Source organism: Plantactinospora soyae (assembly GCF_014874095.1).
Lineage (GTDB): Bacteria > Actinomycetota > Actinomycetes > Mycobacteriales > Micromonosporaceae > Plantactinospora > Plantactinospora soyae.
Genome location: NZ_JADBEB010000001.1, coordinates 5398256 through 5422959, shown reverse-complemented (window position 1 = coordinate 5422959; position 24704 = coordinate 5398256). Strand labels below are relative to the sequence as shown.

Here is a 24704-nt window from a genome sequence, read left to right as displayed (position 1 = left end):
ACCGTTATATCGCATGTCTAACGGTCAAATCCCGGGTCGTCAAGCTTGTCGCCAGGCGGCGACGGCGGCCCAGACCCGGCCCAGCATGTCGGGCTGCACCATGTTGGTGTGGGTACAGGGCAGATCGACCTCGGTGATCTTTCCGCGCGCGTACGATTCCCAGAGGTGGCCGCCAAAGTCGCGCGCCCGGGCGTCCTCCGCGACGAAGAGCAGAAGGTCCTGCTCGAACACCCCGAGCCGGTGCTGACGCTTGATCTCGATGTTGTTCCTGCCGACCCGGACACCGCGCCGCAACTCCTCGTCCGACATCCCACCGAGGAGGGCACCGTTCTCCGCCCGGAGCTTCGCGGCCAGGTCGTCCAGTTCGGCGTCCGTGTCCTCGTGCGGCACCGCCGGAACTTCCCGGGCGAACGAATCCCGCGGAACGGAGGGATAGGTGTCCATGACGACCAGCGCCGCGACGACCTCCCCGGCGTCCTGGAGCTGCACGGCGATCTCGTGCGCCGCGATCCCACCGAAGGAGAAGCCAATCAGATGGTACGGACCCGTCGGCTGCAGTACGCGGATCTGCTCGATGTAGCTCGCCGCCATCTCCTTCACGGAGCCGAAGAGCGGGCTGTCACCGTCGAGCCCGGGAGCTTGCAGCCCGTACAGCGGCTGGTCGTCCGGGACGAACCGGGCCAGCGGCATGTAGCACCAGCTGAGGCCGCCACCGGGATGGACGCAGAAGAACGGCGGCCGGCTGCCCTGCGGGCGGATCGGCAGAACGGTGTCCAGGGAGTCGCGGACCGACGACAGGCTCATCCGCGAGATCAGGCCGGCAACCGTCGGCGCGGCGAAGACCTCGCGGGCGGCGAGGGAGACACCTCGCCTCCGCAACCGCGCGATCAACGTGACCACCAGCAGCGAGTGACCACCGAGCCGGAAGAAATTGTCGTCGACCCGGACCTCCGGCACACCGAGCACGTCGGCGAACACCTCGCAGAGCACGAGTTCGAGGGCGGTGGTGGGGCCGAGCCGGGCGGCCAGCACGGGCTCCTCGGCACGGCCGTACTCGGGGGTTGGTAGTGCGCGGCGGTCGAGTTTTCCGGCGGTGGTCAGGGGAAGTTGGTCGAGGGTGACGATGGTGGCGGGGACCATGTATTCCGGTAGCCGCCGCGCGGTGTACTCCCGGACCGTGCCCGGTGTCCAGTCCTCGACGTCCTCGGGCACCACGTACGCGATCAGCCTGCGGTCGCCGGGAACGTCCTCCCGGACCACCACGACGGCCTGGCCCACCTGCGGATGACCGCGTAGTACCGCCTCGACCTCACCGGGCTCGATCCGGAACCCGCGAACCTTCACCTGCTCATCAGCCCGCCCGACGAACACCACCTGCCCATCAGCAGCCCACCTGGCCAGGTCACCGGTGCGATACATCCGCCGGCCCGACTCGAACGGACACGCCACGAACCGCTCGGCGGTCATCGCCGCCCGACCCACATAGCCGCGAGCGAGCTGGACACCGGCGACATACAACTCGCCGACCACACCCGGCGGCACCGGGGAAAGAGCGACGTCGAGTACGAACAGTCGGGTATTGGCGATCGGGGTACCGATCGGCACCACCGGACCGGTCGACAACCTCGCGGTCGCGACACCGATCGTCGTCTCCGTCGGACCGTAGTGGTTGAACACCGGCCGGTTCCCGGCCGCTTCCACCAGAGCGGTCACCCAGCCGGCCGGGGCCGCCTCACCACCAAGAACCAACGAACCCGACGGCAGCACCCGCTCCGCTCCGGCAACCGCCGACAACGCCATCAGATGCGACGGCACCACCTTCACATGATCAATCCGATGCTCCGCCAGATAACCCGCGACCGCCTCCGGATCAATCACCACCTCCGGATCCAACACATGCAGAACACCGCCGGAGACGAGACTGGTGAACACAACCGTGTTACCAAGATCCGTCACCTGCGGCTGCAACAACCCGTACCGCACCCCGACACCGCCCCAACCCAACCGGGACGACACCGACCGCACATAGTTCGCCAACGAACCGTGCGTGACCGCCACACCCTTGGGCGAACCCGTCGACCCCGACGTGTAGATCACATACGCCAGACCCGCCGGATCGGCTGGTGGCAGTGCGACATCGTCGGGCAACGGTTGCGGATCGTCCAGCCAGGCCACCGCCACGCCGGCGAACGCATCCGCCATGCGTTCGGCCGCCTCACCCAGTTCGTCCCGGCAGGCCAGCACGACGTGGACCCCGGCGTCGGCCAGCATGAACGCCACTCTCTCGGCCGGCATCTGCGGGTCGACCGGCAGGTACGCCGCGCCCGCCCGCCACACCGCCAGGATCGCGGTGATCATCTGGACCCCGCGCGGCAGGCACAGCCCGACCACCGACTCCACGCCCACACCCCGGCCAGCCAGGTACCGGGCCAGCCGGGTCGACGCCGCGTCCAGCTCCCGGTACGACACCTCGGTGCCGTCGGCCACCACCGCGACCGCATCCGGGTGCTGCGCCACCTGCCGCAGGAACTGCTCGGGCAGCAGCCCGCCGGGCGATTCCGCCGCCGTGTCGTTCCACTCGACCAGCAGTTGGTGTCGTTGCGGGGCATCGAGCACCTCGACCGTGCGCAGCGGGATGCCAGGCTCGTCGTACAGCGCGTCGACGAGGTGCTCCAGGGTGGTGCACAACAGCCGCCCCACCGCGTACGGATCGACCGGGTCGACGGCCAGGGTCGTCAGGCTCAACTCGCCGGTGTCCACGTCGTTGACGGACATGGTCAGCGGGTAGTTGTTCCGGACCTCGCCGAAGAGGGTCCGGATCCCGCCGATCGCCTGGTCGGGCTGACGATCGGATTCGCGGGCGATGAAGCGGTAGTTGAACAGGGAGGTGAACAGTGGCACGTTATCCGCGATGCCGCTGGCCTGTTGTGCCACGGCCAGGGGTGCGTGTTCGTGTTCCAGCAGGGCTGCGAGTTGGGCTCGCATCTCCTCGATCGCTGTGCGGACTCCGACCTGGCCGGTCTGGACCCGCACCGGCAGGGTGTTGATGAAGGGGCCCACGACCCGGTCGGCTCCGGCGCCGGCGTTCATCCGGCCGAAGAGCACCGTGCCGAAGACCACGTCGTCGCGACCGGAGAGCACGGCCAACACCCGCGCCCAGGCCACGTGCAGCACCGTCGCCGTACTGACCCCGAGCCGACGGCCGACCTCCCGCAGCCGGTCGACCACCTCCTGCGGCACCGGGACGTCCCCCGACACTGTCTGTGCGCCGTCTCCGCGCACGTCCATCAGCCCGTAGGGTGCGGTCGGCTCGGTCACGTCACCCAGCAACCCGGCGAAGAACCGCTCGTGTGCCTCCCGCGCGACGCTCCGAGCCTGTGCGACGAAGTTGCGGAACGGTAGCGCCGTCGCCAGTTCGTCGCCCCGGCCGGTCAGGATCGCCCCCAGTTCGTGCATGAGCACGTCCAGCCCCTGGTGGTCGAGGACCATGTGGTGCATCCGCAGCAGGCCCAGCCAACGACCGTCGCCGGTTTCGGCGACGTGCAGGTCCATCAACGGCGGCCGACCCAGATCCATCACCGACCCGACCCGCTGCACCAGCCCCGCCACCGGATCAACCAGTTCGTCGTCGAGCACGACAGTTATCACCGGCAGCACCGCCCGCCGCCACACCACCTGCACCGGCTCCGGCAAGCCCTCCCACACCACCGCCGTCCGATAAATATCGTGCCGATCGATCACCCGCTGCAACGCCCCAGCAAACCCATCGAACCGACCACGAGAATCAAACTCCAACACCAACACATTCACGTACGGATCCTTGCCCCCATCCGCAGCCATCAGATGGTGGAACAGCAAACCCTCCTGCAACGGCGCCAACGGATACACATCCGCCACATTCCCCGCACCACCCCCGACACCGCCGACAATCACCTCCACCTCGGCATCGGACAACTCGACCAGCGGCAGCATGTCCGCGGTGATCCGCTCGGCATCCTGTGGAATCAGGTTCTCCGGCACCACAACCTGATCCACCACCACCGCCCCCGCCAACCCCGCCGGCGTCGGCGCCTCAAACAACGCCCGCACCGACACCGACACACCCCGCCGACGCAACCGCTCCACCAACCGCACCGCCAGAAGTGAATGCCCACCCAACCGGAAGAAGTCGTCATCAACCCCGACCAGATCGACACCCAACACCTCAGCGAAAACGGCACACAGGATCTCCTCCCGCACCGACGCCGGAGCCCGACCACCACCAGCACCGACACCAAAATCCGGAGCCGGCAACGCCCGACGATCCAACTTCCCGTTCACCGTCAACGGCAACTCATCGAGTACGACCACCGCCGCCGGCACCATGTACTCCGGCAACCGCTGCGCCACATACCCGACCACGTCATCCGGATCGGCGTCGGTGACCGTGTAGGCAACAAGACGGCGATCGCCCGCAGTGTCCTCCCGCACCACCACGGCCGCACGGTCAACCTGAGGATGACTGGTCAAGACCGCTTCGATCTCACCCGGCTCGATCCGGAACCCACGAACCTTCACCTGCTCATCGACCCGGCCCAGGAACACCAACTGCCCACCCGGAACCCACTTGGCCAGATCACCGGTCCGATACATCCGCCGACCCGACTCGAACGGACACGCCACGAACCGCTCCGCCGTCAACCCCGCCCGACCCACATACCCCCGGGCAAGCTGAACACCGGCAATATAGAGCTCACCGGCCACCCCCGGCGGCAGCGGAGACAGAGCGTCGTCGAGGACGTACAGACGCATGTTCGCGATCGGCCGGCCGATCGGCACCACCTCACCCGACCAGTCACCCGACACCTCGAACACACAACACCCCACGACCGCTTCCGTCGGCCCGTACTCATTGACCACCACCGACCCCGCGGACACCGCCAACAACCCACGGACCAACGAACCCGGCAACGCCTCACCACCGACGACCCACGACCCGACATCCACCCCCACCCGCTCACCCACCAACAACGCCGCATGCGCCGGTACCACCTTCACCAACCCGAACCCACGACCACCCACCAACAGACCAGTCAACCCAGCAACCCCACCAACCCTGTCCACCACCACCACCGACCCGGACACCAACGGCACCAACACACTCGTCACCGTCAGATCAAACGCCAACGACGAATGCAACGGCGCCCCACCCACCGTCACATAGGCGCCAGCCGCCCACACCACATAATTCGCCAAACCCGCATGCGTCACCCCCACACCCTTCGGCACCCCCGTCGACCCCGACGTATACATCACATACGCCAACGCATCCGGCAACAACCCGCCCGACCGCACCTCACCATCCAGCCCGGACAGCCGTGCCGCCATGCCAGGCTCGTCAACCACCGTCACCGGGACACCAGCGGGCACCACCCCGGCAACCAACGACTCACACGCCGCCGACGTCAGCACCGCAGCCGCACCGCTGTCAGCCAACACGAACCCCACCCGCTGCGCCGGATACTCCGGATCCAACGGCACGTACGCCGCCCCCGCCTTCCACACCCCCAACAACGCCACCACCACATCAATCCCACGCCCCATCACCACCGCCACCAACGACCCCGCGCCCACCCCGAGCCCACGCAGATGCTCAGCCACCCGACTGGCACGCACAGCCAACTCCGCATACGTCAACCGGACGTCGCCGTCCACCACCGCAACCGCATCCGGAACCGCCGCCACCTGCCGCTCGAACAACTCCAGCGCCGTGGCCTCGACACCACCGACCGCAGTGTCGTTCCACTCCACCAACACCTGATCCCGCTGCCCGGCGTCGAGCAGGTCGACCTCGCGCAACCGCAGTTGCGCCGCACCGCAGACCGCGTCCAACACCCGCACGAACCAGGTCGCCAACCGCTGCACGGTCGACTCGTCGAACAGGTCCGCCGCCACGGTCACCGACCCGAGCAGGCCGGCCGGACGGCCGTGCTCGTCGAACGACTCGGACGCGGCGACCTCCAGGTCGAACCTCGCGACGGCGGTGGAGGAGGAGCCGGCCGGCAGCACGGACCGGTTCCGGTCGCGCGCCTCGGGGAGATCGACCACGCCGCGCTCGACGTTCTGCAGGGTCAGCATCACCTGGAACAGCGGGTGCCGGGCCAGCGACCGGGTGGGGGTCAACTCCTCGACCAGCCGCTCGAACGGTACGTCCTGATGCTCCAACGCACCCAGACTCGCCTGCCGCACCCGGCCCAACACCTCGACGAACGTCGGATCCCCGGACAGGTCGGTACGGACCACCAACGTATTGACGAAGAACCCGACCAAATCGTCCAACGCCGGATCGGTACGCCCCGCCACCGGAAAACCGATCGGAATGTCGGTGCCGGCGCCCAGCCGGGACAGCAGTACCGCCAACGCCGACTGCAACACCATGAACGCGGTCACCCGCTCGGCACGCGCCAGCTGCACGAGTCGCTGGTGCACCTCGGCCGGCACCCGCAACGGCACCAGATGCCCACGATGACTCGCCACCGCCGGACGAGGCCGGTCGTACGGCAACGCCAACTCCTCCGGCGCCCCGGCCAACACCTGTCGCCAGTACGCCAACTGCGTCGACAACACGCTGTCCGGATCGGACTCCTGCCCCAGAAGTTCCCGCTGCCACAACGCGAAATCGGCGTACTGCACCGGCAACGCGCCCCACCGTGGTGCCACACCGCGTAGCCGCGCCGCGTACGCGATCGACACGTCCCGGCCCAACGGCGCCATCGACCAACCGTCACTGGCGATGTGATGCGTCACCAGCACCAGCACGTACTCGTCCGCAGCACTCTGGAACAGCCACGCCCGGATCGGCACCTCGACGGCCAGGTCGAACGCGTACCGGGTCGCCTCCGACACCGCCTCGGACAACTCGTCCGGGCCCACCCGCCGCAGCGGCAGCTCCCAGTCGACCTCGTGCGGCTCCAGGATCCGTTGGTACGGCTCACCGTCGGCCACCGGGAAGACCGTCCGCAGCGACTCGTGCCGACCGATCACGTCCCGCAACGCCGCCCGCAACGCCGGCACGTCCAGCGCGCCGCCGAGCCGGCCGACCATCGGGATGTTGTAGGTCGGGCTGGGCCCCTCCAACCGATCCAGGAACCACAACCGCTGCTGCGCGAAGGACAGCGCCACCCGCTGCGGGCGTACGCCCGCCCGCACGGCCAGCCGGGCACGGCCCACCCCCGACGCGGCCAGCCGGCCGGCCAGGCGCGCCGGCGTCGGCACGTCGAACAGCACCCGCAGCGGCACCTCGACGTCCAGCACCACCCGCACCCGCGACACCAGCCGCACGGCCAGCAACGAGTGCCCACCCAGCGCGAAGAAGTCGTCGTCGACCCCGACCGAGTCGAGCCCGAGCACCTGGGCGAAGACCGCGCAGAGGATCTCCTCCCGCACCGACGAAGGCCCCCGCCCGACACCCGCGCTGTAGTCCGGGGCCGGCAACGCGCGACGGTCCAGCTTCCCGTTGACCGTCAACGGCAGCCGGTCCAGCAGCACGACCGCACTGGGCACCATGTAGTCCGGCAGCCGTTGCCCGGCATAGCCGCGCAGGTCGTCCGGGGACTCGCCCTCGGCGGGCACCACGTAGGCGGTCAGCCGCTTGTCCCCCGGCACGTCCTCCCGGGGGATGACGGCCGCCTGGACGACCTGCGGGTGGGCCCGCAGGACCGCCTCGACCTCACCGGGCTCGACCCGGAACCCGCGGATCTTGAGCTGCTCGTCCGCGCGGCCCTGGAACACCAGTTGTCCATCGGACGTCCACGTGACGAGGTCTCCGGTCCGGTACATCCGCCGGCCGGACCCGAACGGAGACGCCACGAACCGCTGCGCGGTCAGCCCGACCCGGCCGGCGTAGCCACGCGCCACTCCGGCCCCGGCCAGGTACAGCTCGCCGGTCACGCCGACCGGCACCGGCCGCAGGGACCGGTCCAGCACGTACAGGTCGGTGTTCGAGACCGGGCGCCCGATCGGCACCGGGCCGCTCCGTTGCGCGGGATCCAGCCGGTGGGCGACCGCATCGACGGCGCACTCGGTCGGGCCGTAGACGTTCCACACCGGTACCGGGCCGGCCCGTCGCAGATCCCACGAACGGTGACACAGCTCCGCGTGCAACGGCTCGCCGCCGCAGAAGAGCAGCCGCAGGGTGTCGCAGTCGGACCAGCCGGGCTCGTCGGCGAGCAACTGCAGCAGGGTGGGCACCACCTGCAGCACGGTGATGTCGTGCTCGGCCACCAGCCGGACCAGCGCGGCCGGGTCACGGTCGGCGCCCGCCGGCGCCAGTACCAGGGTGGCCCCGCTGGCCAGGGTGGCGAACAGTTCCCACACGGCGGCGTCGAAGCTCAGCGACGTCCGCTGCAGGATGCGGTCGCCGGGGCCCAGCCCGCAGTCGCGGATCGTCCACCGGACAAGGTTGACGACTCCGGTGTGGGTGACCAGCACGCCTTTGGGCGTTCCCGTGGTACCCGAGGTGTAGAGCAGGTACGCCGACCTGTCGCCGACCCGATCGACGTCCGGCACGTCGGCGTCGGAGTACCGCGCCGACAGCTCCGGATCGTCGACGACCAGGTGCGGCACACCGTCCTCGAACGTGCCGCCGTCGACCTGTCTCGTCACCGCCAGAACGGCACCGGCATCGCGCAGCAGGAACTCGATCCGCGCCCGTGGCAACTCCGGATCGACGGGCAGGTACGCCCCACCGGCCTTCCACACCGCCAGGACCGCCGTCACGAACTCCGCCGAACGCGGCAGTACGAGCGCGACCACCCGCTCCGGCCCGACGCTGCGCTCGGTCAGAGACCGGGCCAGCCGATTCGCCCGCGCGTTCAACTCCCGGTACGACAGCTCCAGGCCGTCGGCCACCACCGCCGTCGCGTCCGGGGTGCTGCCCACCCGGGCTTCGAAGACGTCGAGGAAACTATCGCCGGGCAGCTCCGACCCGGTGTCGTTCCACAGCTCGAGTACCTGTTCCCGTTGCTGCGGGTCGAGCGTGTCGATGTCGTGCAGCGGAGTGTCGGGACCATCTACGGCCAACGCGGTGGCGAGATGCTCCATCGTGGTGCACAGCAGCCGCCCCACCGCGTACGGGTCGACGGGTTCGACCGCCTGGACGGTCAGACTCAGTCCGGCGTCGTCCAGGTCGTTGACCGACATGGCGAGCGGGAAGTTGGTCCGTTCCTTGAAGTAGAGGCTCCGGATGCCGTCGATCGCCCGCTCCCGACCCGCCTCGCCACGGGCGCGGTACCGGTAGTTGAACAGGGAGGTGAACAGCGGGGTGTTCTCGGCGACGCCGCTGGCCTGCTGGGCCACCGCGAGGGGGGCGTGTTCGTGCTCCAGCAGCGCCGCGAGCTGGACCCGCATCTGCTCCACCGCGACGCGGACCCCGACCCGGCCGGTCCGGACCCGCACCGGCAGCGTGTTGATGAACGGGCCCACCACCCGGTCGGCGCCGGCACCGGCGTTCATCCGACCGAACAGCACCGTACCGAAGATGACGTCGTCCCGGCCCGAGACCACCGACAGCACCCGGGCCCACGCCACGTGCAAGACCGTGGCCATGCTCACGCCCGACCGGCGGGCCGTCTCCCGCAGCCGGTCGACCACTTCGCGCGGTACGGGCAGCTCCGCAGCCCTCGACGTCATCCCGTCACCGCGCACGTCCATCAGCCCGTACGGCGCGGTCGGCTCGGTCACGTCGCCCAGCAGGTCGGCGAAGAACCGCTCGTGCTCCTCCCGGGGCACACTGCGGGCCTGCGCGACGAAGTTCCGGAACGGCAGCGCCGCCGCCAGCTCGTCCGCCCGCCCGGTCAGGATCGCCCACAACTCGCCGAGCAGCACCTCCATGCCCTGCTGGTCCTGCACCATGTGGTGCATCCGCAGCAGGCCCAGCCAACGCCCGTCCGCCACCGGCGCCACGTGGACGTCCATCAGCGGCGGCCGGCCCAGGTCCATCACCGAACCCGCCCGCTCGACCAGCGCGGCCACCGGGTCGGCGGGCGCGTCGCCCAGGACATGGGTGGTCACCGGCAGCGTCACCTGCCGCCACACCACCTGCACCGGCTCGGGCAGGCCCTCCCACACCACCCCCGTCCGGTAGATCTCGTGCCGGTCCACGATGCGTTGCAACGCCTCGACGAGCGTGTCCAGCCGCGCCCTGGAGTCGAACTGCAGCACCGAGACCGTCAGGTACGGGTCCCGGCCGCCGTCGGCGGCCATCAGGTGGTGGAAGAGCATGCCTTCCTGGAGCGGTGCCAGCGGGTACACGTCCGCCACGTTCAGGGCGCCGCCGTCCACCCCGGCGACCACCCGCGCCACCTCGGCGTCGGAGAGCGCCACCAGCGGCAACATGTCCGCCGTGATCCGCCGTGATCCCGGCGGGATCGCGTTGGCCGGCACCACCGTCGACTCGGCCGTCGCGGCCCGGGCCAGTCCCGCCGGTGTCGGCGCCTCGAACAGGGCCCGCACCGACACCGGTACGCCCTGCGCCTGCAGCCGCGACACCAGCCGTACCGCCAGCAGCGAATGGCCGCCCAGGGCGAAGAAGTCGTCGTCCACGCCCACCGAGTCCAGCCCGAGCATCTGCGCGAACATGTCGCACAGGACGGCCTCGGTCTCGTTCACCGGCTTCCGACCCCGGCCGGCGCCCGCCGCGTAGTCCGGCGCCGGTAGACCTCGGCGGTCCAGCTTTCCGTTCACCGTCAACGGCAACCGGTCCAGCGCCACGATCGCGGCCGGCGTCATGTGGTCCAACAACCGCTCCCGGACGAAGTTCCGCAGCTGGGCGGTGTCGACGTCGGTGGGGATCACGTAGGCGACCAGCCGCCGGTCGCCGGGCACGTCCTCCCGGACGGTAACCGCCGCCTGGGTGACCTGCGGGTGGAGTTGCAGGACCGCTTCGATCTCGCCGGGTTCGATCCGGAACCCACGGATCTTCACCTGATCGTCCGCCCGGCCCGCGAACACCATCTGGCCGTCCACGGTCCACCTGACCAGGTCGCCGGTCCGGTACATCCGTTCACCCGAACCGAACGGGCAGGCCACGAACCGCTCCGCGGTCAGCCCCACCCGGCCCGCGTAGCCACGCGCCAGCTGGACACCGGCGACGTACAACTCGCCGACCACGCCGGGCGGCACCGGGCGTAGGCCGCCGTCCAGCACGAACATCGACAGACCCGCGAAACCCCTGCCGAGTACGCTGCCCCGGTCGCCGATGACCGAGGGGCGCTGCGTGCAGTAGACGATGGTCTCCGTCGGGCCGTACATGTTCACCAGTCGCGGGCCACCCTCCCGCTGCCGGGCCCACCAGGCGTCGAGTCGGGTCGGGTCGAGCGCCTCACCGGCCAGCAGGACCCACCGCAGCGCACCCAGCTGGAAGTTCTCGGCGGCGAGCAGCTGGTAGAACGCCGAAGGGGTCTGGCTCAGCACCGTGACGCGTTCCCGCGCCAACAGCGCCGCGAACTCCTCCGGCGACCGGGACACCGCTAGGGGCACCACCACGAGTCGGCCACCGTGCGTCAGCGCGCCCCACAGTTCCCACACCGAGACGTCGAAGGCGAACGAGTGGAAGCAACTCCAGACATCCTCCGACCCGGTGTCGAACAGCTCTCGCATCGAAGTCAACAGCCCCACCGCACCCCGATGGGTGACCGCCACCCCCTTCGGCCGGCCGGTCGATCCCGACGTGTAGATCACATAGGCCGGGTTGTCCGGCAGCGGTCCGACACCCGACGGCGGCTCGCCGTCCAGGCCGGCCAGCTCCGCCGCCACCGCAGGCTCGTCCACCACCAGCACGGGCACGGAGTCCGCCACCACGGGCACGGAATCCGCCATCACGGGCACGGGGGCCGTCACCAGGGACGCGCACGCCATCGAGGTCAGCACACACTCGGCGCCGCTGTCGGCCACCATGAACGCCACCCGCTGCGCCGGCGTCTGGGGGTCCACCGGCAGGTACGCCGCGCCCGCCTTCAGCACCGCCAGCAGCGCCACCACGACATCGATGCCGCGCTCCATCAGCACCGCCACCACCGACTCGGCGCCCACACCCCGCGCGGTCAGCTGGCGCGCCAGCCGATTCGCCGCCAGGTCCAGTTCGGCGTACGACAGTCCCTGTCCGTCCGTTGTCACCGCCACCGCATCGGGATGCCGCGCGACCTGCTGCGCGAACAACTCCACGACGGTGGCATCCACCTCCCCGGTCGCCGCGTCGTTCCACTCGACGAGGACCTGCTCACGCTGCCGCGCATCGAGCAGGTCGACCTCGTGCAGCCGCATCCGCGCGTCCGTGGTCACCGTCGTCAGCACCCTGACGAACCACGCCACCAGCCGCTGCGCCGCCGACACGTCGAACAGGTCCGCCGCCACCGTCAGCGAGCCACGCAAGCCCGCCGGACGACCCCCGGCGTCGAACATCTCCGTCACGTCCAGGTCCAGGTCGAACCGCGCCGAAGTGGTCGAACGGATCAGCGAAGGCTTGCCGCCGGCCTGCGCCTCGGGAAGGTCGAACGCGCCGCGCTCGTTGTTCTGCAGCGTCAGCAGTACCTGGAACAGGGGATGCCGGGCCAGCGACCGGGTCGGCGAAAGCTCCTCGACCAGCCGCTCGAACGGTACGTCCTGATGCTCCAACGCACCCAGACTCGCCTGCCGCACCCGGCCCAACACCTCGACGAACCTCGGATCCCCGGACAGGTCGGTACGGACCACCAACGTGTTGACGAAGAACCCGACCAGATCGTCCAACGCCGGATCGGTCCGCCCCGCCACCGGAAAACCGATCGGAATGTCGGTGCCGGCGCCGAGCCGGGACAGCAGTACCGCCACCGCCGACTGCAACACCATGAACGCGGTCACCCGCTCGGCACGCGCCAGCTGCACGAGTCGCTGGTGCACCTCGGCCGGCACCCGCAACGGCACCAGATGCCCACGATGACTCGCCACCGCCGGACGAGGCCGGTCGTACGGCAGGGTCAACTCCTCCGGCGCTCCGGCCAACGTCCGCCGCCAGTAGGCGAGCTGCGTCGACAACACACTCTCCGGATCGGACTCCTCCCCCAGCAGCTCCCGCTGCCACAACGCGTAGTCGGCGTACTGCACCGGCAGCGCGTCCCATCGTGGCGCCCCGCCCTCGAGCCGGGCCGCGTACGCCACCGAAAGGTCCCGGCCCAGCGGGGTCATCGACCAGCCGTCACTGGCGATATGGTGCGTCACCAGCACCAGCACGTACTCGTCCGCCTCGGCCGTGCTACCGCTCTGGAACAGCCACGCCCGGATCGGCACCTCGGCCGAGAGGTCGAACGCGTACTGTTTCGCCTCCGTCATCGCCTGCGCCAGACCGGCCGGACCCACCCGGTGCACCTGCAACTGCCAGTCGAACTCGTCCGGGTCCAGGATCCGCTGGTACGGCTCACCGTCCGCGGCCGGGAACACCGTCCGCAGCGACTCGTGCCGAACGATCACATCCCGCAACGCCGCCTGCAACGCGGGTACGTCCAACGTGCCGTCCAGGCGCAGCACCAGGGGGATGTTGTAGAGCGGGCTCGGACCCTCCAACTGGCTCAGGAACCAGAGTCGGCGCTGGGCGAACGACAACGGGATCATCAGTTCCCCTTCCGCATCGGCCGCAGTGCCGGCCGGTTCGACCTCTGTCGGCCCAGGTTGTCGGCGAGTCCCGCCGGAGTCCGCATCTCGAACAGCACCCGCAGCGGCAACTCGATCCCCAGCGATGCCCGCACCCGCGACACCAACCGGACCGCCAGCAGCGAGTGCCCACCCAGCTCGAAGAAGTCGTCGTCCATCCCCACCGACTCCAGTCCGAGAACCTGCGCGAACATCTCGCACAGGACCGCCTCCCGTTCGTTCGCGGGCTCCCGGCGCTTCGCCGCCCGAGCCGCGTAGTCCGGGACGGGCAGCGATCGGCGATCCAGCTTCCCGTTCACCGTCAGCGGCAGCTCGCTCAGCACCACGACGGCCGCCGGCACCATGTACTCCGGCAGTCGTTGCGCGGCATGCTGGCGTACGACGTCCGGGGTGGTGTCGGTGACGACGTAGGCCACCAGCCGCCTGTCTCCGGGGTTGTCCTCCCGTGCGATGACCGCAACCTGGTGCACCTGCGGATGCGTACCCAGGACGGCCGCCACCTCGCCGGGTTCGATCCGGAACCCACGGATCTTCACCTGCTCGTCCGCCCGGCCCGCGAACACCAGCTGCCCGTCCGAGGTCCACCTGGCGAGGTCCCCGGTGCGGTACATCCGCTCACCGGAACCGAACGGGCAGGCCACGAACCGCTCGGCGGTCGTTCCCGCCCGGCCGACGTAGCCGCGCGCGAGCTGGACACCGGCGATGTACAGCTCGCCCGCGACGCCGACCGGAACCGGTCGCAGCAGCCGGTCCAGCACGTACAGGTGGGTGTTCGCGATCGGGGTACCGATCGGTACCGGTCCGGGACGCCGGGTGTCGACCGTGCCGGTGGCCACGATCACGGTCGTCTCGGTCGGCCCGTAGGTGTTGACCAGGTGCCGTCCCGCCGACCAGGCCCGCGCCGTCGCTTCGCTGATCGCCTCCGCGCCCACCACCAGTGTCTGCAGCTGCGCCAGATCCTCCGGTTCCAGTACCTCCAGCAGCGACGGCACCACGCTGGCCGCCCGCAGGCCGGCCAGCTCCCGCAGCAACTTCGGCTGGGCCCGCTGCTCGGTGCTCGCCACGAGCAGCGTGGAGCCCGACGACAACGCCACGCCGACATCCAGCACAGACGCGTCGAAGCTGAACGACGCGAACTGCAGCACCCCGACACCCGGACCCGCGGCCATCAACGGTGTGAACACCGAGACCAGGTTCGCCAGCGAGGCGTGCGTGACCGCGACGCCCTTCGGGGTCCCGGTCGATCCGGAGGTGTAGATGACGTACGCCAGCGCGGCCGGATTCACCACCGGCAGCTCGACCTCGATGTCATGCTGTGGGTCGTCCAGCCAGACGACCGGCACATCAGGCAGACTTGCCGGCCCGTTCCGACGGGCGAGCACCACCTCGGCGCCCGCATCGGCCAGCATGAACTCCACCCGCTGCGCCGGCAGTTGCAGGTCGATCGGCAGATACGCCGCCCCGGCCTTCCACACCGCCAGAATCGCGGTAATCATCTCCACGCCACGCGGCAGGCACAGCCCGACCACCGACTCCACACCCACACCCCGACCCACCAACTCCCGGGCCAACCGGGTCGACGCCGCATCCAACTCCCGATACGACACCTCGATCCCATCCGCCACCACAGCCGCAGCATCCGGATGCGCCACCACCTGCCGCGCGAACAGCTCCACCACCGTGGCGTCGACACCCTCGACCGCAGTGTCGTTCCACTCGACGAGCGCCTGCTCCCGCTGCCCGGCATCGAGCACCTCCACCGCGCGCAGCGGGATGCCAGGCTCGTCGTCCAGCGCGTCGACAAGATGCTCCACCGCAGTGCACAACATCCGGCCCACCGTGTACGGGTCGACACCGTCGGTCGCCTCGACCGTCAGGGTCAGCTCGTCGGTGTCCAGGTCGTTGACCGCCATGGTCAACGGATAGTTGTTCCGTTCTCTGGAGAAGAGGCTTCGAATCCCCGCCACCGTCTGCTGCCGGGCACCGTCCGCGTCTCCACGAGTGCTGTACCGGTAGTTGAACAGGGAGGTGAACAGCGGCGTGTTGTCCGCGATGCCGCTGGCCTGTTGTGCCACGGCCAGGGGTGCGTGTTCGTGTTCCAGCAGGGCCGCGAGTTGGGTCCGCATCTCCTCGATCGCTGTGCGGACTCCGACCTGGCCGGTCTGGACCCGCACCGGCAGGGTGTTGATGAAGGGGCCCACGACCCGGTCGGCTCCGGCGCCGGCGTTCATCCGGCCGAAGAGCACCGTGCCGAAGACCACGTCGTCGCGGCCGGAGAGCACGGCCAACACCCGCGCCCAGGCCACGTGCAACACCGTCGCCGTACTGACCCCGAGCCGGCGGCCAACCTCCCGCAGCCGGTCGACAACCTCCTGCGGCACCGGCACCACCCCGGACACCGTCTCCGTACCGTCGCTGCGGACATCCATCAGGCCGTAGGGTGCGGTCGGCTCGGTCACGTCGCCGAGCAGCTCGGCGAAGAACCGCTCGTGTGCCTCCCGCGCGACGCTCCGAGCCTGTGCGACGAAGTTGCGGAACGGTAGCGCCGTCGCCAGTTCGTCGCCCCGTCCGGTCAGGATCGCCCGCAGCTCGCCGGTCAGGACGTCCATGCCCTGGTGGTCGAGGACCATGTGGTGCATCCGCAGCAGGCCCAGCCAACGACCGTCGCCGGTTTCGGCGACGTGCAGGTCCATCAACGGCGGCCGACCCAGATCCATCACCGACCCGACCCGCTGCACCAGCCCCGCCACCGGATCAACCAGTTCGCCGTCGAGCACGACAGTTACCACCGGTAGCACCGCCTGCCGCCACACCACCTGCACCGGCTCCGGCAAGCCCTCCCACACCACCGCCGTCCGATAAATATCGTGCCGGTCGACGATTCGCTGCAACGCCTCGGCGAAGACGTCCAGTCGGGGCCGTGAGTCGAACTCGAACACCGACATGTTGACGTACGGGTCCTTGCCTCCGTCGACGGCCATCAGGTGGTGGAACAGCAGACCCTCCTGCAACGGCGCCAACGGATACACATCCGCCACATTCCCCGCGCCACCCTCGACACCGCCGACGATCACCTCCACCTCGGCGTCGGACAACTCGACCAGCGGCAGCATGTCCGCGGTGATCCGCTCGGCATCCCGTGGAATCAGGTTCTCCGGCACCACAACCTGATCCACCACCGCCGCCCGCGCCAACCCCGCCGGCGTCGGCGCCTCGAACAACGCCCGCACCGACACCGACACACCCCGCCGACGCAACCGCTCCACCAACCGCACCGCCAGGAGTGAATGCCCACCAAGGCGGAAGAAGTCGTCATCAACCCCGACGGCGTCAACCGCGAGAACGTCGGCGAACGCGGCACACAGGATCTCCTCCTGCACCGTTACCGGGGCCCGACCACCACCAGCACCGACACCAAAATCCGGAACCGGCAACGCCCGACGATCCAACTTCCCGTTCACCGTCAACGGCAACTCATCGAGTACGACCACCGCCGCCGGCACCATGTACTCCGGCAACCGCTGCGCCACATACTCCCGCAGCACATCCGCGCTCGCCTCGGCAACCACATAGGCCACCAACCGGCGATCGCCCGCAGTGTCCTCCCGCACCACCACGGCTGCCTGATCCACTACCGGATGCGTGGTCAGAACCGCTTCGATCTCACCCGGCTCGATCCGGAACCCACGAACCTTCACCTGCCCATCAACCCGGCCCAGGAACACCAACTGCCCACCCGGAGTCCATTTGGCCAGGTCACCAGTGCGGTACATCCGCTCACCGGAACCGAACGGACACGCCACAAACCGCTCCGCCGTCAACCCCGCCCGACCCACATAGCCTCGGGCGAGTTGAGCACCGGCGATGTACAGCTCACCGGCCACCCCCGGCGGAAGCGGAGACAGAGCGTCGTCGAGGACGTACAGGCGCATGTTCGCGATCGGCCGGCCGATCGGCACCACCTCACCCGACCAGCCACCCGACACCTCAAACACACAACACCCCACGACCGCTTCCGTCGGCCCATACTCATTGACCACCACCGACCCCGCAGACACCGCCAACAGACCACGAACCAACGAACCCGGCAACGCCTCACCACCAACAACCCACGTCCCGACATCCGCACCCACCCGCTCACCCACCAACAACGCCGCATGCGCCGGCACCACCTTCACCAACCCGAACCCGCGACCAGCCGCCAGCAGGTCGCTCAACCCGCCAACCCCACCAACCCCGTCGACCACCACCACCGACCCGGACACCAACGGCACCAACACACTCGTCACCGTCAAATCAAACGCCAACGACGAATGCAACGGCGCCCCACCCACCGTCACATAGGTGCCAGCCGCCCACACCACATAATTCGCCAAACCACCATGCGTCACCCCCACACCCTTCGGCACCCCGGTCGACCCCGACGTATACATCACATACGCCAACGCCGCCCCACCCAACACCGGCAACACAACATCAACATCGCCGGGCAGTGGATCGTCGAGCCACACCACCGACACACCCGCCAGATCCGCCACCACGTCCCGGCGGGCAAGCGCCACCTCGACACCGGCATCGGCCAGCATGAACTCCACCCGCTGCGCCGGAAGTTGCAGGTCGATCGGCAGATACGCCGCCCCCGCCTTCCACACCGCCAAAATCGCCGTGACCATCTCCACACCACGCGGCAGACACAACCCGACCACCGACTCCACACCCACACCACAACCCACCAGATGCCGGGCCAACCGGGTCGACGCCGCATCCAACTCCCGATACGACACCCCGATCCCGTCCGCCACCACCGCAACCGCATCCGGAACCGCCGACAACTGCCGCTCGAACAACTCCACCACCGTGGCCTCGACACCACCGACCGCAGTGTCGTTCCACTCCACCAACACCTGATCCCGCTGCCCCGCATCGAGTACCTCGATCGAATGCACCGGGATGTCGGGACCGTCGTACAGGGCGCCGACAAGGTTCTCGATCGTCGTGCACAGCAGCCGACCCACTGCGAGCGGATCGACAGGGTCGTCCGCGAGAATGGCGAGGCTCAGCCCGCCGGTGTCCTGGTCGTCGACGGACACGGTCAGCGGATAGTTGTTCCGCTCCTTGGAGTAGACGTTCGAGATTCCCTCCGTCGCCTGGCCGTGGTCCGCGTTCCTGTCTCCGCCCCCGCGCAGGCTGTACCGGTAGTTGAACAGGGAGGTGAACAGCGCCGTGTTCTCCGTGATGCCGCTGGCCTGTTGTGCCACGGCCAGGGGTGCGTGCTCGTGTTCCAGCAACGCCGCCAGCTGGCTCCGCATCTCCTCGACCGCTGCCCGGACTCCGATCTGGCCGGTCCGCATCCGCACCGGCAGAGTGTTGATGAAGGGGCCCAGGACCCGGTCGGCACCGGCACCGGCGTTCATCCGACCGAACAACACCGTGCCGAAGACCACGTCGTCACGACCGGAGAGCACGGCCAGGGCCCGTCCCCATGCCACGTGCAGCACCGTGGCCGTGCTGACCCCGAGCAGTCTGGCCACCTCCCGCAGCCGGTCGACGACGTGCTGCGGTATCGGCATCACCCCGGACACCGTCCCCGTACCGTCACTACGGACGTCCATCAGCCCGTAGGGCGCGGTTGGCTCGGTCACGTCGCCGAGCAACTCGGTGAAGAACCGCTCATGCTCTTCCCGGGGAACGCTTCGCGCCTGCGCGACGAAGTTCCGGAACGGCGACACCGCCGCCAGTTCGTCGCCCCTTCCGGTCACGATTGCCCGCAGTTCCTGCATGAGCACGTCCAGCCCCTGGTGGTCGAGGACCATGTGGTGCATCCGCAGCAAACCCAGCCAGGCGCCGTCCTCGACCTCGGCGACGTGCAGGTCCATCAACGGCGGCCGACCCAGATCCATCACCGACCCGACCCGCTCCACCAACCCCGCCACCGGATCGACCGACCCGTCGTCGAGCACGACAGTCACCACCGGCAGCACCGCCCGCCGCCACACCACCTGCACCGGCTCCGGCAAGCCCTCCCACACCACCGCCGTCCGATAGATCTCGTGCCGGTCGATCACCTGCTGCCACGCCTGGGCGAAGACGTCCAGCCTCGCTCGGGAGTCGAACTTCAGCACGAGCACATTGACGTACGGGTCCTTGCCTCCGTCGACGGCCATCAGGTGGTGGAACAGCAAACCCTCCTGCAACGGCGCCAACGGATACACATCCGCCACATTCCCCGCACCACCATCAACACCGCCGACGATCACCTCCACCTCAGCATCGGACAACTCGACCAACGGCAACATGTCCGCGGTGATCCGATCAGCATCCTGAGGGATCAGGTTCTCCGGCACCACCACCTGCTCCACCACCGCCGCCCCCGCCAACCCCGCCGGCGTCGGCGCCTCAAACAACGCCCGCACCGACACCGACACACCCCGCCGACGCAACCGCTCCACCAACCGCACCGCCAGAAGTGAATGCCCACCCAACCGGAAGAAGTCGTCATCAACCCCCACCAGCTCGACACCCAACACCTCAGCAAAAACGGCACACAGGATCTCCTCCTGCACCGTTACCGGAGCCCGACCACCACCAGCATCGGCACCGTAATCCGGAGCCGGCAACGCCCGACGATCCAACTTCCCATTCACCGTCAACGGCAGCCGCTCCAACACCACCACCGCCGCCGGCACCATGTACTCCGGCAACCGCTGCGCCGCATACTCCCGCAGCACATCCGCGCCCGCGTCAGCAACCACATAGGCCACCAGCCGACGATCGCCCGCAGCGTCCTCCCGCACCACAACGGCTACCTGATCCACAACCGGATGCGTGGTCAGAACCGACTCGATCTCACCCAGCTCAATCCGGAACCCACGAACCTTCACCTGCTCATCAACCCGACCCAGAAACACCAACTGCCCATCCGAAGACCACTTGGCCAGATCACCGGTCCGATACATCCGCTCACCAGTTCCGAACGGACACGCCACGAACCGCTCCGCCGTCAACCCCGCCCGACCCAGGTAGCCGCGCGCGAGCTGGACACCAGCGACGTACAACTCGCCAGCCACCCCGGTCGGCACCGGGGAGAGTGCGCCGTCGAGCACGAACAGGCGGGTGTTGGCGTTCGGCGTGCCGATCGGCAACTGACCGGGCCGCTCTGCGTCCACCTGCCAGGTGGCCACGATCACGGTCGTCTCCGTCGGCCCGTACGCATGGACCATCCGGCGCCCCGTTGACCAGGCCCGGGCCACGGCTTCGCTGACGGCCTCCGAGCCCACCACCATCGTCTCGACCTGCGCCAGATCCGCCGGCTCCAGTACCTCCAGCAGCGACGGCACCACGCTGGCCGCCCGCAGGCCGGCCAGCTCCCGCAGCAACTTCGGCTGGGCCCGCTGCTCGGTGCTCGCCACGAGCAGCGTGGAGCCCGACGACAACGCCACGCCGACATCCAGCACAGACGCGTCGAAGCTGAACGACGCGAACTGCAGCACCCCGACACCCGGGCCCGCGGCCATCAACGGTGTGAACACCGAGACCAGGTTCGCCAGACCGTCATGCGTGACCGCGACGCCCTTCGGGGTCCCGGTCGATCCGGAGGTGTAGATGACGTACGCCAACCCGGCCGGGGCCACCGCCGGGAGTGCGATGTCCTCCTCGTCGCGGTTCGACGGCTGCGGATCGTCCAGCCACACCACCGACAGGCCCGTCAGCACGCCGGCCAGATCCGCAGCAGCGTCCCGGCGGGCAAGCGCCACCTCGGCGCCCGCATCGGCCAGCATGAACTCCACCCGCTGCGCCGGCAGTTGCAGGTCGATCGGCAGATACGCCGCCCCGGCCTTCCACACCGCCAGAATCGCGGTAATCATCTCCACGCCACGCGGCAGGCACAGCCCGACCACCGACTCCACACCCACACCCCGACCCACCAACTCCCGGGCCAACCGGGTCGACGCCGCATCCAACTCCCGATACGACACCTCCGAACCCTCGACCACCACCGCCACAGCGTCCGGATGCGCCACCACCTGCCGCGCGAACAGCTCCACCACCGTGGCGTCGACACCCTCGACCGCAGTGTCGTTCCACTCGACGAGCCCCTGCTCCCGCTGCCTGGCATCGAGCACCTCCACCGCGCGCAGCGGGATGCCAGGCTCGTCGTCCAGCGCGTCGACAAGATGCTCCACCGCAGTGCACAACATCCGGCCCACCGCGTACGGGTCGACGGAATCGACGACATGGGCGGTCACGCTCAGTCCGCCTGAGCCGAAGTCGTTGACGGACAGCGTCAAGGGGTAGTTGCTTCGGTCCTGCAAATGCAGGGTGCGAATGCCCTCGATCACCTGGTCACCGGCAGATTCACCCTCTCTGCCTGTGGGTTCGTGTCCGATGAAGCGGTAGTTGAACAGCGAGGTGAACAGCGGCGTGTTGTCCGTGATGCCGCTGGCCTGTTGTGCGACGGCGAGGGGTGCGTGTTCGTGTTCCAGCAGGGCCGCGAGTTGGGTCCGCATCTCCTCGATCGCCGTGCGGACTCCGACCTGGCCGATTTGGACCCGCACCGGCAGGGTGTTGATGAAGGGCCCCACGACCCGGTCGGCTCCGGCGCCGGCATTCATCCGACCGAAGAGCACCGTGCCGAAGACCACGTCGTCGCGACCGGAGAGCACGGCCAACACCCGCGCCCACGCCACGTGCAACACCGTCGCAACGCTCACCCCCGACCGGCGGGCCACTTCCCGCAGCCGATCGACGATTTCCTGCGATACCGGAACCACTCCGGTCACCGTCTCCGCGCCGTCTCCGCGCACGTCCATCAGCCCGTACGGGGCGGTCGGCTCGTTTACATCGCCCAGCAGCTCGGCGAAGAACCGCTCATGCTCGGACGAGGAGACACTACGAGCCTGTGCGACGAAGTTGCGGAACGGCAATGCCGTCACCAGTTCGTCGCCCCGCCCGGTCAGGATCGCCCGCAGCTCGCCGGTCAGGACGTCCATGCCCTGGTGGTCGAGGACCATGTGGTGCATCCGCAGCAAACCCAACCAACGACCGTCGCCGGCTTCGGCGATATGCAAATCCATCAACGGCGGCCGACCCAGATCCATCACCGACCCGACCCGCTCCACCAACCCCGCCACCGGATCAACCAGTTCGCCGTCGAGCACGACAGTCACCACCGGCAGCACCGCCCGCCGCCACACCACCTGCACCGGCTCCGGCAAGCCCTCCCACACCACCGCCGTCCGATAAATATCGTGCCGATCGATCACCCGCTGCAACGCCCCAGCAAACCCATCGAACCGACCACGAGAATCAAACTCCAACACCAACACATTCACGTACGGATCCTTGCCCCCACCCGCGGCCATCAGATGGTGGAACAGCAAACCCTCCTGCAACGGCGCCAACGGATACACATCCGCCACATTCCCCGCACCACCATCAACACCGCCGACGATCACCTCCACCTCAGCGTCCGACAACTCCACCAACGGCAACATGGCGGCCGTGACCCGCTCCGCACCAACCGGAATCAGGTTCTCCGGCACCACCACCTGCTCCACCACCGCCGCCCCCGCCAACCCCGCCGGCGTCGGCGCCTCAAACAACGCCCGCACCGACACCGACACACCCCGCCGACGCAACCGCTCCACCAACCGCACCGCCAGAAGTGAATGCCCACCCAACCGGAAGAAGTTGTCATCAACCCCGACGGCGTCAACCGCGAGAACCTCAGCGAAAACGGCGCACAGGATCTCCTCCTGCACCGACACCGGAGCCCGACCACCACCAGCATCGGCACCGTAATCCGGAGCCGGCAACGCCCGACGATCCAACTTCCCGTTCACCGTCAACGGCAACTCATCGAGTACGACCACCGCCGCCGGCACCATGTACTCCGGCAACCGCTGCGCCACATACCCGACCACGTCATCCGGATCGGCGTCGGTGACCGTGTAGGCAACAAGACGGCGATCGCCCGCAATGTCCTCCCGAACAACGACAGCCGCCCGGTCGACCCGTGGATGACTGATCAAAACCGCTTCGACCTCACCCGGCTCAATCCGGAACCCACGAACCTTCACCTGCTCATCAACCCGACCCAGAAACACCAACTGCCCATCCGAAGACCACCTAGCCAAATCACCAGTGCGATACATCCGCTCACCAGAACCAAACGGACACGCCACAAACCGCTCCGCCGTCAACCCCGCCCGACCCACATAACCCCGCGCAAGCTGAACACCAGCGATATAAAGCTCACCAGCCACCCCCGGCGGCAACGGATTGAGAGCATCGTCGAGGACGTACAGGCGCATGTTCGCGATCGGCCGACCGATCGGTACCACATCACCCGACCAACCACCCGACACCTCAAACACACAACACCCCACAACCGCCTCCGTCGGCCCATACTCATTGACCACCACCGACCCCGCAGACACCTCCAACAGGCCACGGACCAACGAACCCGGCAACGCCTCACCACCGACAACCCACGTCCCGACATCCGCACCCACCCGATCACCCACCAACAACGCCGCATGAGCCGGCACCACCTTCACCAACCCAAACTCGCGACCACCCACCAACAGACCAGTCAACCCAGCAACCCCACCAACCCTGTCCACCACCACCACCGACCCCGACACCAACGGCACCAACACACTCGTCACCGTCAAATCAAACGCCAACGACGAATGCAACGGCGCCCCACCCACCGTCACATAGGCGCCAGCCGCCCACACCACATAATTCGCCAAACCCGCATGCGTCACCCCCACACCCTTCGGCACCCCCGTCGACCCCGACGTATACATCACATACGCCAACGTCGCCCCACCCAACACCGGCAACACCACATCAACATCAACATCGACATCGCCGGGCCGTGGATCATCCAGCCACACCACCGACACACCCACCAACACCCCGGCCAGATCCGCCACCACGTCCCGACGAGAAACCACCACCCCCACACCGGCATCGGCCAACATGAACTCCACCCGCTGCGCCGGAAGTTGCAGGTCCACCGGCAGATACGCCGC

At 68.6% G+C, this 24704-nt stretch carries 2 protein-coding genes (1 of these 2 cut by a window edge); both read right to left on the bottom strand.

The window, feature by feature from the left end; genetic code table 11:
- Window positions 1-39: 39 nt before the first annotated feature.
- Window positions 40-13623 carry an amino acid adenylation domain-containing protein gene (locus H4W31_RS23925; protein ID WP_192768690.1) on the bottom strand — a complete coding sequence of 4528 codons (13584 nt, stop codon included), beginning with the start codon at window positions 13621-13623 and terminating at the stop codon, window positions 40-42.
- Window positions 13623-24704 carry the final stretch of a non-ribosomal peptide synthase/polyketide synthase gene (locus H4W31_RS43835; protein ID WP_192768689.1) on the bottom strand. 14457 nt of this gene lie beyond the right edge of the window, so the window shows 11082 of its 25539 coding nt (coding positions 14458-25539); the start codon falls outside the window, past its right edge; the stop codon is at window positions 13623-13625. Before H4W31_RS43835 ends, H4W31_RS23925 begins: the two co-directional genes overlap by 1 nt.